Source organism: Gardnerella sp. DNF01198P, from assembly GCF_049244165.1.
Taxonomy (GTDB): domain Bacteria; phylum Actinomycetota; class Actinomycetes; order Actinomycetales; family Bifidobacteriaceae; genus Bifidobacterium; species Bifidobacterium swidsinskii.
Genome location: NZ_CP058382.1, coordinates 523,869 through 538,777, shown reverse-complemented (window position 1 = coordinate 538,777; position 14,909 = coordinate 523,869). Strand labels below are relative to the sequence as shown.

Annotated in this window: 15 protein-coding genes and 1 pseudogene; all 16 read right to left on the bottom strand. The window is 39.2% G+C overall.

Translation table 11 applies throughout. The annotated features are described in order from the left end of the window. Positions 1 to 52: 52 nt before the first annotated feature. Positions 53 to 559, bottom strand: a pseudogene (locus tag HXT44_RS02410) (conjugal transfer protein); the annotation flags it as partial. A gap of 178 nt (positions 560 to 737) precedes the next feature. Beyond that, positions 738 to 1,355: an SAP domain-containing protein gene (locus tag HXT44_RS02405; protein WP_004574894.1), complete on the bottom strand. Its 618-nt coding sequence runs from the start codon at positions 1,353 to 1,355 to the stop codon at positions 738 to 740. Positions 1,356 to 1,550: 195 nt separating this feature from the next. Then, positions 1,551 to 2,021, bottom strand: a complete 471-nt coding sequence (locus HXT44_RS02400) for a GNAT family N-acetyltransferase (RefSeq protein ID WP_004111719.1) — start codon at positions 2,019 to 2,021, stop codon at positions 1,551 to 1,553. A 562-nt stretch (positions 2,022 to 2,583) separates the two neighbouring features. Then, a complete protein-coding gene (locus HXT44_RS02395) occupies positions 2,584 to 2,907 on the bottom strand; it encodes a type II toxin-antitoxin system RelE/ParE family toxin (protein ID WP_004133090.1) in 324 nt (107 codons plus the stop codon). After that, a complete protein-coding gene (locus HXT44_RS02390; protein WP_004133089.1) occupies positions 2,907 to 3,209 on the bottom strand; it encodes a type II toxin-antitoxin system RelB/DinJ family antitoxin in 303 nt (100 codons plus the stop codon). The genes HXT44_RS02395 and HXT44_RS02390 overlap by 1 nt, the downstream gene beginning before the upstream one ends. Positions 3,210 to 3,608: 399 nt before the next feature. Further along, positions 3,609 to 4,193 carry a DUF7010 family protein gene (locus HXT44_RS02385; protein ID WP_421783202.1) on the bottom strand — a complete coding sequence of 195 codons (585 nt, stop codon included), beginning with the start codon at positions 4,191 to 4,193 and terminating at the stop codon, positions 3,609 to 3,611. A 189-nt stretch (positions 4,194 to 4,382) separates the two neighbouring features. Beyond that, positions 4,383 to 4,553, bottom strand: coding sequence for a hypothetical protein (locus tag HXT44_RS02380; RefSeq protein ID WP_421783240.1), 171 nt, complete (start codon positions 4,551 to 4,553; stop codon positions 4,383 to 4,385). 128 nt (positions 4,554 to 4,681) lie between these two features. After that, positions 4,682 to 6,160, bottom strand: coding sequence for an Lsa family ABC-F type ribosomal protection protein (locus HXT44_RS02375; RefSeq protein ID WP_004113321.1), 1,479 nt, complete (start codon positions 6,158 to 6,160; stop codon positions 4,682 to 4,684). 107 nt (positions 6,161 to 6,267) lie between these two features. Next, positions 6,268 to 6,552 (bottom strand): hypothetical protein, encoded by a 285-nt coding sequence (locus tag HXT44_RS02370; protein WP_004114737.1) that lies wholly within the window; start codon positions 6,550 to 6,552, stop codon positions 6,268 to 6,270. 91 nt (positions 6,553 to 6,643) lie between these two features. Next, a complete protein-coding gene (locus HXT44_RS02365; protein WP_004111245.1) occupies positions 6,644 to 7,237 on the bottom strand; it encodes a DUF4097 family beta strand repeat-containing protein in 594 nt (197 codons plus the stop codon). A 273-nt stretch (positions 7,238 to 7,510) separates the two neighbouring features. Further along, positions 7,511 to 8,935, bottom strand: coding sequence for a class I SAM-dependent RNA methyltransferase (locus HXT44_RS02360; RefSeq protein WP_421783072.1), 1,425 nt, complete (start codon positions 8,933 to 8,935; stop codon positions 7,511 to 7,513). Positions 8,936 to 9,015: 80 nt separating this feature from the next. Beyond that, a complete protein-coding gene (locus tag HXT44_RS02355) occupies positions 9,016 to 9,867 on the bottom strand; it encodes a DUF3159 domain-containing protein (RefSeq protein ID WP_240318290.1) in 852 nt (283 codons plus the stop codon). A gap of 24 nt (positions 9,868 to 9,891) precedes the next feature. Further along, the gene (locus tag HXT44_RS02350; RefSeq protein WP_102703420.1) at positions 9,892 to 10,656 is read right to left on the bottom strand and encodes a DUF3710 domain-containing protein; all 765 of its coding nucleotides are present in this window, start codon (positions 10,654 to 10,656) and stop codon (positions 9,892 to 9,894) included. 156 nt (positions 10,657 to 10,812) lie between these two features. Next, positions 10,813 to 11,679, bottom strand: coding sequence for an exodeoxyribonuclease III (locus HXT44_RS02345; RefSeq protein WP_116440551.1), 867 nt, complete (start codon positions 11,677 to 11,679; stop codon positions 10,813 to 10,815). Between the two features lie 179 nt (positions 11,680 to 11,858). Further along, positions 11,859 to 13,883 carry a dipeptide ABC transporter ATP-binding protein gene (locus tag HXT44_RS02340; protein WP_421783070.1) on the bottom strand — a complete coding sequence of 675 codons (2,025 nt, stop codon included), beginning with the start codon at positions 13,881 to 13,883 and terminating at the stop codon, positions 11,859 to 11,861. A 24-nt stretch (positions 13,884 to 13,907) separates the two neighbouring features. Beyond that, positions 13,908 to 14,900, bottom strand: coding sequence for an ABC transporter permease (locus HXT44_RS02335; protein WP_064621766.1), 993 nt, complete (start codon positions 14,898 to 14,900; stop codon positions 13,908 to 13,910). Positions 14,901 to 14,909 lie beyond the last annotated feature (9 nt).

The following is a 14,909-nucleotide window of genomic DNA, read 5'->3' as shown; positions in this document are numbered from 1 at the left end:
ATCAAAGAGAGTACGTGATTACAAAATAGCTGTAATAATGTACCAATATTTGTTATTCTATAATCTTCCAATTACTCCCGTTCTTTTCAAGTACCAAATCAAATTGAGATACCTGCGTTGCTTTGGTCTGCTGGTCGATATACTCCACTGTCAGCGATACCGTGACTTGATTATCCTTACGATTGTGAATAGGATTTACCAGTTCTTGAAAGATGTACTCTTTTCCGATTGGTTTTAATATCCCGTCATTCACATAGTAGGAAAGTTCACTGGCTGTCGCTGTAGGATAGAGCTTGAAGAACGTCGTTAAAAACTCATTGATTTCATTGGTTGTAATGGAATCAACCGTCCCCTCACTTTCAATGGCTTTTGGTTTATAACTTGATTTCTTAGGTATGTTGGTAATGGTCGGATTCTTAACCAGTACCATATTTCCAGAACCATCTACATAGACACTCACTATATAAGCAGAGTGGACGGTCTTTGTATTTTCTCCCTCTGTAATGAGCTGGTCTACACTGTAGGTTACATTAAACTCATTGTCGCCAGTTGCCTGGAGTCAACACTATGGATAAAAAGTTCATTTTTTCGTTTTCGCGAACATATCATTGACTTTTTTTAATGTTTTCCTCGTATTGGTAAACATATCATAGGTTTTTTATACTAGTACGTATTTGGAAACATATCTAGTTTTATATTTTTGATATATAATGCACATTATATAATGTAGAATTTACTCATTTACAATATCCTTTTATTTTATCTGCATATTTGCTTAAAAGCTCTTTTGAATATACTTTACTTTGGTTAGATTCTCTCACTTCGTTCCAAAGAATTGCAGCAACTTTCATCTTATTAGAAAATTTATCACTACGTTCATCTAAGTTAAAATCTTTTACAAACTGGTTCCATTGGTTAGTAGTATTATCATATTTTGCGTAATCAGAGTCTCCATTATATACATCAAGCATATTTTTAATTGTAAAATTTTTGTCGTTCTTTCTTTTTACTTTTCGCCAAGCTTCTGCCATATTCGCATTAAATTTAAATGGCTTAATTCCAGTTTGCTCTGAAAAATAGTCTCTAAATTTTTGATTGAATGAAAATCCACATTCTAGTAATGGAGTATTTAATGTTATATTATCAGTTATCTTTTTATTTTTATTCCTTGAAGATTTTTTTATTTTATTTCCCTTAAAATATTCTTCTATAATATAATTCAGTTCCTTTTTTGTTCCTCTATATTCTAATCCAAGAGACTTACAAACTTTTGATAACTCCTCTCGATACCAATAATATTTGTTGAATTCTTCAAATGATTTTATATCTTTAAATTCAGGTCTACTTTCTAACATACACTTTCCCTCAATTCTCTTTTTTTCTATTCGTTTGTCATCAATACTAGAGCCTCCGCCGCAGCTTTCACATTAAACGAGTAAACACTAGGTATGTCTTATCGACATGTTCGTATGCAGAAACATATCCATGAACCTTTTAACAATTATCTCTGCCTATCGTTAAAAGGTCTCAAGCAAATAAACTTAGAGTTCTCACACTCCTAGATATTTAATATATATTTGACACGGATTCCACTCATCCCATAAAGTTGGAAAACATTCCAATTCTTTATATCCCATCGCGATATAAAAATGATTTGTAATATCATATTCTTTGTAGTGTCCCATCTGAACAGTTTTTACCTGTGAGTATGTGTAACCCATCTTCCTTGCCATAGCTTCGTATGCTTTGTTAAGTACCGAGCCAACTCCCATTCTATGGAATTTCTTTTTTATACCCATCACAAAAATCTCTGCACAATCCTTGCTGGTTGCGTTTAACACAATAAACCCAACAAGTTTATCATTAATATAACAAGCAAGAAAAGGCTTTTCCTGTGAATCTTGAATATATTCTTCTGTACTTTCTGGCATTCCAAACCATTCTTGAAGATCATACAATACTTCTCTCGATACAGATTCCTTTTCTAGTTTATTCTCAATTTCTTTTACTTTTATATTCAATCCAGTCCTCCACAAACTCTAATTTATTCTTGTCATCAATACTAGAGCCTCCGCCGTCGAATCTTTCCAATCGAAGCTTCCTATTCGGTCGCTTCTCTTGGAGATTCTTGACATGAGACCTACCTCTGCTTCGCATCGATTAGCTTTGCTAATCGCGCGATAGCAGGGTTAGAGCTTCAACGTTGATTGACATTCCCCACTTCACAAGCTGGGTGCAAAGTGTGTGCACTTTTTAACGTTAACATCCTGTGCACTCGACCCTAGAGCGTTGATATCTTCCCTCATACAGCAAAATCACTCTCAAAAACCGCAAGAACCCAGCTTGAAGCCACTTCGCATTAAACCTTTTAACGATAGCCCTCGCTAAGCCTTGCTACACAAAGGCAAAAATGCACCCACCTATTAAGCCTTTGACATCAATACGACAGTCTCGACGTGGATTGAGATAACTCCGAGTATAGCTACACTTTTTTGAGTGCACACTATGGATATTGTGTGCACTTTTTAACGATAGGAAAAGCTATCGTTAAAAAGTTTAAGATTGGCTTGATAGCGCGTTACATTACAATTCTTCCAGTTGTTTAGTCTGGTCTCTTCTCACGTAGATAACCGCGAGTATTTGAACTTCTTTTCTACTATCATCAACACAAAAATAAACGTAATAATTTTTTACGCGTATTCTTCTAAAACCAAGTTCACACCACGGCTGCTCACTAATTAACTTCACACGATAAGGCATCGTCTGCAAAGACATCATTTCCGACTTCAACAGCTCGAGCATTCTTTTAGCCACTATCGGTGCTTGTAACTCCGTGGCGATATATTCTCGAATAAGTGCAAGATGCTCTTTCGCCTGACGAGTGACTTTTATCTTATACTCATCCATTAAAGACCTCGTTCAAGATCTTCAAAAACATCATCTATCGGATAACTATCACCACGAACCGCCTGATCATAACCTTTAGCCATCAACGCGTTAAACGTTTTCTCATCCATATCATCTTGTGCTGGAAGAGACTTTGGAATAGTAAGCGAAAACGGAATACCCTTATTAAGAATGATTTGACGATAAAACATGTCAATAGCCGTAGCCCTAGGAACTCCAATCGTTTCCAGAATCTGCTCCGCCTGCTGCTTAATATTTTCTTGTATTCTCACATTCACATTCGCTGTCTTAGTAACTGCCATATAAACCAACCTCCATACGCATATAATAAATTATTGTGTCGCATATTGCAACACAATTTATATGAATAAGATCCCTCAGCTGCCATACATGTTTTTCGTGTTCGTGTTACCTTCGCATTGCCTTTGTATTACCGCTTTTTATAGCACAGTCAAGTACTATGATGCCGGCGATAACTCCATCTATTCTATAGGTTGATTTTTGAACATAAGAATAGACTAAAGAAAATTCAATAGTCTGGATTTTATAACATCTCCACATGAGATTGAGTGGTCTAGTTTCATTACGTGTTGGATACAATGAAACCTTAGCTTTGAACTCTGAAACTTTTTCAGGCATCAAAAAAGACGGTATTACTACCGCCTTAATTATTTACACATAGCGCTTTTAGATTTAGATTTCTATTTCATAGAAACCTGATCCTTGCTAAGCTCTACAAACTGGGATTTGTTGTAGTTATCTCCCATTTTCTTTAATTCCATATGTAATACACAAGCAAATACTATCTCAATAATACATGCCGCAACAGCAACCGTTGTGCCGTTTAATGCACATCCTAAAATCAAGGAAATCATCGGAATGGAAATTGCAGCAACTGTATATCCCTTTGATTTGTACAGCCATGAATACGGCAGTAAATGTGCGCCAAAGACCATAGCGTATACCATAATCATCTTTTCCGGAACCGCACTAAACACCCACATAACGATTAATAAATAAATCATTTGATTTAGGGTGAAAATGAAGCCTAATTGTCCAAGTGGATTTTGTTTTGAAAAGATATCCACCTTTATAAGTTTACCAATGAGCCAAGCCAGCGGTAATAATGGGCATGAACAGCAAAATACCAATAAATTTTTCATATCCATATTGATATTTAAAATTGACACAAGTACTATCAGAAGCCATATAATCACCGATGCCATGATAAATGGCAATCCTTTTTTCTGCTGAATTGCAATTTCTTTTCTTAATTCATCCACCATTTTCTCCTCCAAAAATTCAAATTTGTCTACAGGAGGTGCGGACATTTTTTTAGACAGCCACACCCCCTTCTCTCCATCGATACTCAACTAATCCTATTATACTCAACGTGTAACTCTTTTAACAACAAAAAAGCACGTCAGTGACTTGCTGATGTGCTTTTATTTTGACTTATCTCATTTCCTGCAAACTTAACGCTTTAGTTCTGTCTTGCTCCCATCAAGGAAAGTAAACTCAACCTTTCCATCTTGATGCACAGTTAGATAGTCAACCATGCTAAGCAAGACGTTTTCATCGAACACTGTCAACAAGTCCTGCTTTTTCAAGTCCTCGATAAAATATTCAACTTCATCATGTATCAAGACTACCCTTATGATAACCATGCATCAATAAAAGAGCCTTAACGTTCATTGCAGGAGAGAAACTGGCAAGGGGAATGTCGTATGATGATAAAAGTCTAAGGCACTACAAACTGGGATTTGGATTTTACTTAAAATTGTATTATTTTATTAGCGATATCTTCTACAAATCGCTTATCGTGTTCCACAAATATGAGTGTAGGCTTTGCTTCTTTTATAATTTCCTCAATCTGTATTCTTGATATTACATCTATATAATTCAGTGGTTCGTCCCAAACAAATATATGAGCTGGCTTTGAGAAACTTACAGCAATTAAAACTTTCTTTTTTTGTCCATCACTATAATTCTTCATATCCATTTCAAATAATTCTCTTGAAAAATCTAATTTTCTTAGAATTGTTTTACACAATGTTTCATCAACATCTTGCTTGTGAATATATTCATTTAGGCTACCTGTTAAATTAGATGTGTCTTGAGGAATATACGAGATTTTTAAATTACCTGCTAATTTTATCTCACCTGTATACTCGTGATTTATACCTAATAAAATTTTAATCAAGGTTGATTTTCCGCTACCATTACCCCCATATATAGCCACTATGTCGCCTTGCTTTATCTCGAAACTTACATTATTTAGGATCTGTCTCTCTCCATAGCATGATGATAAATTGCTAACCGATATTAGAGGATTTTTATGATGATGTAATGGATGCAATAATAGACTTTCCTTTGTTTCGATATCTTTTAGTAAACTCTGTTTTTCTTCTATTGCCTTGTTTTGTCTATTCTCCAAATTCTTAGATTTTTTCATCATCTTGGCTGATTGATGACCTATATGTCCTTTGTCTGGTTTTACACCTGATACTTTTACACCATTTTTAGTATTTTCAATTTTATCAGACCAAATTTGACTTTGTCTTGCAGACTCTTTTAATCGTTTAATATCTTTTCTTAATCTCTCATTTTGACTAATTTCAAATTGGTCTTTCATCACTTTGTTTTCATACCATGATGTAAAATTTCCCGATTGGACATCAATAGAATTCCTGTTAATAGAAATAACATGATTGATACAACCATCTAAAAAATCTCTATCATGAGATATAAGCAAAAATCCTTTTTTACTTTTCAGATATTCACTTACAATTTTTCTTCCGTCCATATCTAAATGGTTTGTTGGTTCATCAATAAGTAAAAAGCCATCTTCTCTTGTAAACAAAATAGCTAAAAGGATTTTTGTTTGTTCCCCTTTAGAAAGCGTTTCAAACTCTCTGTAAACAAGGTTCTCATCTACATTTAGCAAACTGAGTTCTCTAAATAACTTCCATTCTTCATCATCTGATATTAGTTCTTTATATAACTCAATTCCTAATTTTGAAGTATCGCTTATATTTGGTGGAAATTTAATAAATTCAACATCCTTGCTTATTTTACCTTGATAAGTTTCTTGATTTAAAAGTAACTTAAATAGAGTTGATTTACCGATTCCATTTCTTCCTATCAATCCCGTTTTCCAGTTTGTATCAAAGGAAAACGATACATTTTTAAATATGGGTTTTACATATCCATAATATGAGAAAGTGAGGTTTTCAATTTTAATTACTGACATAAAACGCCTCCCTAAATTATCATTTACCGCCCGGGTGCAAAGTGTGTGCACCTTTTAACGTTTAGTTTTTCATGTATTACTACGGTTATCACTGCTTTGCTTTTCAGTCATTTCAATTCTCGATTAGGTAATTTTCCAGTTCTCAAAGCGACAGTAACAAACTCAACCTCTTGCAAGCACTTCTCGCAAAGTTCATAACCTTCATTGAAGTTCACTCTTGACCTAAATGTGCTAGCAATGAATTCGCATGGTGAGGTGATCCTTTCAACTACACCGCACCGTTCGCACTCAGCATACACATTCCCATCCTTAATCGGAATAAACATTCCATGATCTTTCTCATTTCCCATGACGCTAACATCTTCGAAATCATCAAATTTTACATAGAGCATATACGGCTTCCTCCTTTATCGGTATGTCTATATACGCTCTAATTCCAACTTATATCAAGTTTTATTGCTTCTTTTTTGATCTATATGTCTGCTACTTCGCAATAGCTTTCCCATTAAGACAGTGCACCATGTAATGCGCAAATCCATCGTTTTTACAATTTACCTTCTTCTTATCTGAAACCTCGGTGACACCATTCTCACAATCTACTTCAAGGCTTGCATCCTTGGTGATTGTTCCTTCTAAAATACTCATGCCATTTAACGTATCAAGCGTACAAACATGAGTTACTTCTACGTTTGTTGCTGAAGCCAACCCATTATAACATTTAAGAAAGACATCATCCGCCTTCAAATTAACAACTTCTACCTTGCCATTGTTCACTTCTACATAAAGCTTACCAATCTCAATATCCGTGATGAGCACTTGATTAGAATCAGATTCAACCTCACAAACTTCCACATCATGTGGCAAACTCACAACAATTTCAGGCATACCCTGAGTAAGCCACCTCACCCAATTCGAAGCTGAGACTTTTTTAGTTTGAATAAGCCTTATAACATTTTGCGCTTCCTCAACCCTCAATATATCTTGTTCACAGTTAACAAAGCTCACACCAAAGGTATCAGCACGTTTCACCGTTAAACGAACATCTTTCGTCTCTGCGATAAACTTCTTATTATCCATTCCTTAAGCACCTCCTCGTGCACATACTAATAATCAGGTTTCATTTTACCTTTTGAGCTATATTTTCCCACTTCACAGGGTGGGTGCAAAGTGTGTGCACTTTTTAACGTTAACATCCTGTGCACTCGACCCTAGAGCGTTGATATCTTCCCTCATACAGCAAAATCACTCTCAAAAACCGCAAGAACCCAGCTTGAAGCCACTTCGCATTAAACCTTTTAACGATAGCCCTCGCTAAGCCTTGCTACACAAAGGCAAAAATGCACCCACCTATTAAGCCTTTGACATCAATACGACAGTCTCGACGTGGTGAGTGTTGGGATATATATCGAACACACGCAAAGACTGAACGCTGTAGCCAAGCTCACTAAACGTTCCAACATCGCGAGCAAGACTAGTCGGATCGCAAGCAACATACACAACGCTTCTTGCTCCAGACTTCGCAATCTGCTTACAAACTTGAGCTTTAGCACCAGCGCGCGGAGGATCTAACACAACAACATCAGGATGCGCAAATCGGCGAACAATCTTAGACGACTTACTCGCCTTAAACACCTGCGATTCAAGCGTTTGCGCAACATCGCCTTCAAGCGCTTCAACAACATCCCTGCTAAGACCAGCACGCCCAATGTTTCGCCTTGCATTCTTTACAGCAATCGGCGCACCCTCAATGCTAAGCACGCGAGCTGGTTCAGCAGCACCAAAAGCGCCTACAGCATCATAAGCACCATAAGAATCTCCGCCAACATTAGCCAAAGTTGCAAGCGGAATCGTAAACAAACCAGATCCAGAATACAAATCCCACAAAACCGTATTCTTACTACGCCCACCAAGCGCAGAACGAACTAATCCCAAAACGTAGTTCACCAAATGCTCTGGAGCTGCGCGATGAATCTGCCAAAAACCGCGCGCGTCAACATCGTAATCAAAAGTACGCATACGCGACGAATCACCATCAACCGCAACTCGCACGCGCTCTCGCAGCAAAGCCGAGCCTGCAACCAACTCATCATTTACTATAAGCGCATAATTTTCGCCAATCGCACTAAGAAGCGCAGCCTTATCGCCAGAAACACCAAAATCCAAACCATCAACCCTAGGCTCTGGAACAGCAAGACGAATTTGCGCATTTGGCGAAAAAGAACGATTCCACAAGTCCAAAGAATCCGCAACAGCCAAAACTGCGCGCGACGCAAGCGGCATAGTATCAATCGCAATGCGATCATGCGACTCGCGCTTACGCATAGACAATCGCCCTTCATCATCCGCAACCAACTCCATGCGCGTACGCCAATTAAACCCGTTAAGCTCCTCGTCCCCTGGCATGCGCTCAACACTAACATCGCTTTCCGCAACATCCATATGCGCTAAACGCTGGAATTGATTGGCAATTACGGAAGCCTTCCAACGAATCTGACCAGGCAAAGAAACGTGAATTAAATCCGCGCCGCCAACTCCGCCGCCCTGAGCCAAAGGACCAGCGAGCTTCCATTGCGGCTCCACACGATCCGCACTAGGCTCCAAAACTTCTACAACTTCGCCAGTAAAAAAGTGCGCTTTTGCACGCATCGGCTCATCCATGCGCACAACAACCAGCTCACCAGGAAGGGCAAATCGCACGAATACAACGCGTCCTTCGAGATGACCTACGCATCTACCTTGATCCGCATATCGCTCGATTCGCATCGTTACTTGCATGTACTACCCCTTAGTTTTGCGTTTTGTTAAGCTGATTCTCTAACGCTGATTTTCTAACGCTGATTTTTGTTAAGATGATTTTACTTCACTGAATTTACATCGTTTTCATCTTCGTCAATCTGCTTTTCTTCGCGATAATTTTCTTCGCGATTTTTATGGTGAAGACGCATAAACGGCGTTGCGATAATCAAGTAAGAAACCCAAATTGCGAGTGCCCAGAACGGCAATCCCATAATCAAGCGAACGGTACCAAGCCACACAACGTGATTCGTCAAATATAATGGCACTTGCAAAACGAGCCTCAGCACAAAAACAGCAATCCACAATCCTGTCACATACATATACGCTCGCTTAAGCGGCTTATAATCGAGCCATTCGTGAAGCCACGAGCCAAAGTTTTCCGTAGGCATTTTGCGAATTGACTCAATCACAAGCCCTAAAGCAGGCACGCGCACAATCAGCGAAATAGCAAGAAGCACACCATAAACAGCGTTCGTAATAAAGCCCATCATATAGTAGTCGCGCGCTTGGTGACTCGTCCACACCCAAACAAGGCAGATTCCAATGGAAACAAGCCCACTAATTGCTCCCATAAGCGATTGCCTTTGAATAAGACGAATCACAACTTGCAAAACAGCAATCACAGCTGCAACAATAACCGTTGTTTGCACATTTCGTGTTACAACGAAGCAAATAACAAACAGCAAGCCTGGAAGCATGGATTCGATTACGCCTCGAACGCCACCCATTGAATCAATTACAGAAAATGTAGATCCTTCGGCTCCAATTGAAGCCAATGTCGCTAGTCCTGAGCGTTTTTTGGTTTGCGCAGAATCGTTGGTTTGCGCAGAATCGTTGAGTTTTACTGCATTTGAAAACTCTTGCGAAGAAAACTCTTCTTCGGATTTCTGTAAAGATTCTTGTGAATCCATTCAATTAACTTTCTACTATTTGCATTATCTAATTTCAGCAAACATTGGACCGCGTGTAAGCGTAGTTTTTACTTCTACTTGTTGGTCGTAACCTAATGGTTTATCGTCTTTTTTTAGTGCATTATTAGCATCTTCATCAGACGTATTATTTTCCCCATCTTTACCGCTATTTTCTGCATTTAAAGCAGCTTCTTTTTCTTCTCTAGTTACTGGATCATGCATAGGAATAAAATCGCGAGGCGCAAGCGGCTCTTCACCACGATTTACAACAATCCCCTTAAACCATTCGTCTAATTGTTTTGTTTCGTTATTATTATCTGCAAGCTCTGTTGCTGCAGGTCCAGAGAATACTCCGCGAAGCATCCACCTAGGACCATCAACGCCAACAATACGCGTTGTAATGGTTTTTTCTCCAACTTTTACAGGTAACAGTAGCTCAGTACCAAATTCGCCTTGTACTGTACACGCTTGACTATTACCATCAAGCAAATCTTTGCACACTTCTAGCCAAATACCAGATGTTTTAGGCGCAGCAAAAGCTTCAACTTCTACGCTTGAAGAACCATAAGTTACTGTCATACCAAGAACTTGCGATGTTTCATGCTGCTTTTTTACTCGCAACTCAATGCCTTGAAAATATGGGATATAGATTGAACCAAAATCTAGATAATCGCTAAAATCAGGAGCATCTTCATCATTGAAATCCCATGGACCAGTTTTTACCTCTACGATTTTGTCTTCAACTTTTGAAGATTTTTCTTCTTCATGTCGGCCAAATAACCAACCCATTATTCCTCATTTCTTAAAACAACAAGCACAACAATAAGCATAATGCTAATCGTCGTAAATTGCTCAACTTCACCAGATTATCATAAACAAAGCACTGAAAATATGCATATGAGCAAATGCTATTACTTTATTTATTTCAGTTAATGTGATTAATAATCACACACCGTATTTTATGGTTAAAGGCGCGTGATCCGACCATCTTGCCTCATAACTTTCAGCACGATCGATCACAAATCCGCGAGCGCTTTCCGCAATTTCAGGAGTTGCGAACTGGTAGTCTAATCTCCAGCCAACGTTATTGTCGAAAGCTTTACCGCGCTGACTCCACCAAGTGTATGGTCCTTGAATATCTCCTGCAAGCATGCGCATAACGTCCACAAATTCATATTCGTTAATCCAGCGATCAATATAAGCGCGTTCCTCTGGCAAGAATCCTGCACTTTTTTCATTAGCCTTAGCGTTTTTAATATCAAGTGAAGTATGCGCAATATTAAAGTCACCGCACAAAATCGCTTGATTTCCGCCACTTGCTGCAATATTTCGAAGCTCCCCCAAGCGTATAAGCATTGTGTCTAAAAAGCGGAATTTTTGTTGCATTTTTTGCGGATCGTCCACATTTCCAGCATGAACATACACAGAAGCAATAGTAATTTCATACCCTTCAGGGGTACGCACGTCAGTTTCAACCCATCGCCCAGAATCAACATCCTCACTTAAACCAGGCAAACCGTAGCGTTTTTCAACTACAGGAAGAGACGTAACTAGAGCTACTCCAGCTCGACCTTTTACACGGCAAACTTCATTTGTATAAGTAAAATTATCGTTTTTTATAGAATTTACGATATTTTCAGACGTACAATATCCCATTTCAATTTTTGTCATAATTGGGTCGATTGCATCCTGCGGAGCGCGCACTTCTTGCATACACCACACGTCTGGAGTATGCGCGTCAGACCAGTTAAGCATACCTTTGCGCTCAGCTGCACGAATACCGTTTAAATTCGAAGTCGTAATTGTAATCATGTAATCAACTCTAATATGTACACAACACAAACAGCTCCACCACTAAGCAACAGACATAAATCACGCAACCAACACAGATTACAAGTTATGGATTACTCAACCAATAAACACGGAATTAATAGAAAAATAAAAAGGTGCAGATTCTATAAAACCTGCACCTTTTTATCAGCTTGTACTATTTAGTCTAAACCAAGTTCCAAATTTCCTCCTGGAATTGCATCAAGCAAATCGCGAGTGTATTCCATCTGTGGATGATCGAATACCTCATCTGTAGTTGCATGCTCAACAAGCTTTCCATGCTGCATAACAACAACTTCGTCTGCAATCTGACGAACGACAGCCAAATCGTGTGTGATGAACAAATAGCTCAAACCACGCTCCGCCTGCAAATCGTTAAGCAAGTGCAAAACCTGATCTTGCACAAGCACATCCAAAGCAGATACAGCTTCATCGCAAACTATAACATCTGGGTCCAAAGCCATAGCACGAGCAATCGCAATTCGTTGACGCTGTCCTCCAGAAAGTTCGTTCGGGAATCGAGTCATAACTGAAGCAGGCATACGAACCATGTCTAGAAGCTCTACCACACGGTTTTTACGACTCTTTTTATCACCAATCTTATGAATACGCAAAGGTTCTTCAATTGAACGATAAATTGAGTACATAGGATCCAAAGAACCATACGGATTCTGGAAAACTGGCTGCACATGGCGACGGAAGTCAAGCAAATCCGAACCCTTTAAATCGGAAATATTCTTACCTTCGTAAGTAACAGTTCCACTTGTTGGCTTAAGAAGTCGCAAAACCATATTCGCAACAGTAGATTTACCTGAACCAGATTCACCAACGATAGCTAACGTCGTACCACGCTTAATAGAGAATGAAACGTCGTCAACAGCCTTAAAAAGCTCTTTCTTGCGAGGAAGCTTAAACTCACGAGTTAAGTGATCCACAGTAATAATATGCTCACTTTTTTCGAGAGTTTGCTCACCTACTACATGATGCTCAAGCAAGTTATCAGCGTTACCACCGTGTTCTTTAACAGAAATAATGCGCTGAGAAGCTAAGCTTGGAGCGGCAGCAACAAGTCTCTTTGTATACGGATGCTGAGGATGCTGCAAAACTTCCAACGATGGGCCAGACTCAACAACACGACCCTTATACATAACAACAACATGCTGCGCGCGAGAGGCAGCCAAACCTAAATCGTGTGTAATGAAGAGAACAGAAGTTCCGAGCGAATCAGTTAGTGTATGCAAATGGTCAAGAATACGCTTTTGCACAGTAACATCCAAAGCGGAAGTTGGCTCATCTGCAATAAGCAAGTCCGGTCGGCAAGCCAAACCAATAGCAATCAAAGCGCGCTGACGCATACCACCGGAAAACTCATGTGGGAACTGACGTGCACGAGTTGCAGCATCTGGCAAACCAGCTTCATCGAGCAAACCAGCAATACGATCTTCAACGCTTGCACCTACAACATACTTTTTGGCAATTTCCCAAGCTTCGTCGTCATTTACACCATATTTGATTAAATCGTCTGCTACGCGCCAACGAGTTTCAGAGCCTGGAACCCACTCTTTCTTGTAGTAATCAATAGCTTCATTGAACTTTTCAGCATCGTTATGCTCATCAAGCCCAACTTCTTTCAAAGCTTTCTTAGCAACTTCAATCAAATCTGGTAATTCTTTAGAGCCAAGGAATGTTTCATCCTCATTGCTTTTGACTTGAACAGAATCGCCTGCAAGAGCCTCAGCTAATGAAGAACGCTTCTCGTGATCAACGTCAACACCATTTGCGATTAATGCTTCTTTAACTTGTTCGCCAATACGCCACACAGGGTTCAAGTTGCTCATAGGATCCTGCGGAACTAGGCCCATTGCAGTACCACGCAAGGCAGCAATCTCTTTTGGCTTCAAACTGCTAATTTCTTTACCCTTGAGCTTAATAGATCCACCTGTAACATGACCGGTTCCAGGAAGAAGACCAAGAACAGCCATTGCAGAAGTGGACTTTCCTGAACCAGATTCACCTACAATTGCAACCCACTGACCAGGATAAACACAGAAGCTAGCATCTCTAACAGCATGAACAGCTTTTTTTGAGTCTGTTGTGAAATCAACCTGGAGATTTTTTACTTCCAACAATGGCCCTTGCTCTAGCTGCATGGCGCGAATGTCTATATCTTTACGTGTTGTATTCATAAGTTTTATTCCTCCACGCTAAATTCACGCCTTACGGCTCTTCGGATCTAATGCATCCTTTACAGCATCACCCATCATAATAAAGGCGAGCACAGTAATTGCGAGTGCAATAGACGGATAGAACAAGACTTCTGGGTTCGTAGTAAGAACATTTCTAGCGGTAGAAATATCTCCACCCCAGCTGACAGTAGTACTTGGTAAACCAATTCCAAGGAAGCTTAATGTTGCTTCCAACACAATATAAGTTCCAAGCGAAGTTGTTCCAACAACAATGATTGGAGCCAAAGAGTTCGGGATAATGTGTTTGAAAAGATTACGTATTGGAGTAGATCCTAAAGCAGTAGATGCGGTATTGAATTCAAGATTTTTTGATTCCATAACAGCGCTTCGTGCAATACGAGCAACGCTAACCCATCCAAAAAGCACCATAACAAGCACAATTTTCCAAATTGATTTAGATGTACGGAACATTTGTAAAACTACGATTGCACCAAGAAGCATTGGTAAAGCCAAGAAGATATCAGTTATTCGGCTGAGAATAGTATCAACCCAGCCTCCGAAGAATCCTGCTAACGCACCAATTAAAGAACCAACAAGTACAACCAAAATAGTTGCAAGCAAACCAACACTTAGCGATGTACGAGTACCATAAACAACTCGAGCATAAATATCGCAACCTTGCATATCAAAACCAAATGGATGCGCGGCTGAAGCTGGCTCAAGAGAGTGTTCCAAAACGCAATAATTAGGATTGTGCTTTGTAAGAATGCTTGGGAAGAACGCAACAAAAATAATTGCAATAATCAAAATTGCAGAAACAATAAACAATGGATTCCTGCGCAAAGTTCTCCAAGTATCTGCCCACATACTCGTTGCAGCAGCGGATTCGTCTACGGAATCCACTTCTTGAATAGGCGTATCGTCTAATGGTGCAACGTAGCGTTCTTGCCCCGGTAATATATCGCAATTTGAAGCATTATTTGCAATCAAATCATTTTTCATCAAATTATCTTCCATAGTGTACTC

Bases quoted from the DNA above. Each gene is read 5' to 3' on its own strand.
- HXT44_RS02405 (WP_004574894.1), bottom strand. From the start codon at position 1,355: ATGTTAGAAAGTAGACCTGAATTTAAAGATATAAAATCATTTGAAGAA.
- HXT44_RS02395 (WP_004133090.1), bottom strand. From the start codon at position 2,907: ATGGATGAGTATAAGATAAAAGTCACTCGTCAGGCGAAAGAGCATCTT.
- HXT44_RS02390 (WP_004133089.1), bottom strand. From the start codon at position 3,209: ATGGCAGTTACTAAGACAGCGAATGTGAATGTGAGAATACAAGAAAAT.
- HXT44_RS02385 (WP_421783202.1), bottom strand. From the start codon at position 4,193: ATGGTGGATGAATTAAGAAAAGAAATTGCAATTCAGCAGAAAAAAGGA.
- HXT44_RS02375 (WP_004113321.1), bottom strand. From the start codon at position 6,160: ATGTCAGTAATTAAAATTGAAAACCTCACTTTCTCATATTATGGATAT.
- HXT44_RS02370 (WP_004114737.1), bottom strand. From the start codon at position 6,552: ATGCTCTATGTAAAATTTGATGATTTCGAAGATGTTAGCGTCATGGGA.
- HXT44_RS02365 (WP_004111245.1), bottom strand. From the start codon at position 7,237: ATGGATAATAAGAAGTTTATCGCAGAGACGAAAGATGTTCGTTTAACG.
- HXT44_RS02360 (WP_421783072.1), bottom strand. From the start codon at position 8,935: ATGCAAGTAACGATGCGAATCGAGCGATATGCGGATCAAGGTAGATGC.
- HXT44_RS02355 (WP_240318290.1), bottom strand. From the start codon at position 9,867: ATGGATTCACAAGAATCTTTACAGAAATCCGAAGAAGAGTTTTCTTCG.
- HXT44_RS02350 (WP_102703420.1), bottom strand. From the start codon at position 10,656: ATGGGTTGGTTATTTGGCCGACATGAAGAAGAAAAATCTTCAAAAGTT.
- HXT44_RS02345 (WP_116440551.1), bottom strand. From the start codon at position 11,679: ATGATTACAATTACGACTTCGAATTTAAACGGTATTCGTGCAGCTGAG.
- HXT44_RS02340 (WP_421783070.1), bottom strand. From the start codon at position 13,883: ATGAATACAACACGTAAAGATATAGACATTCGCGCCATGCAGCTAGAG.
- HXT44_RS02335 (WP_064621766.1), bottom strand. From the start codon at position 14,900: ATGGAAGATAATTTGATGAAAAATGATTTGATTGCAAATAATGCTTCA.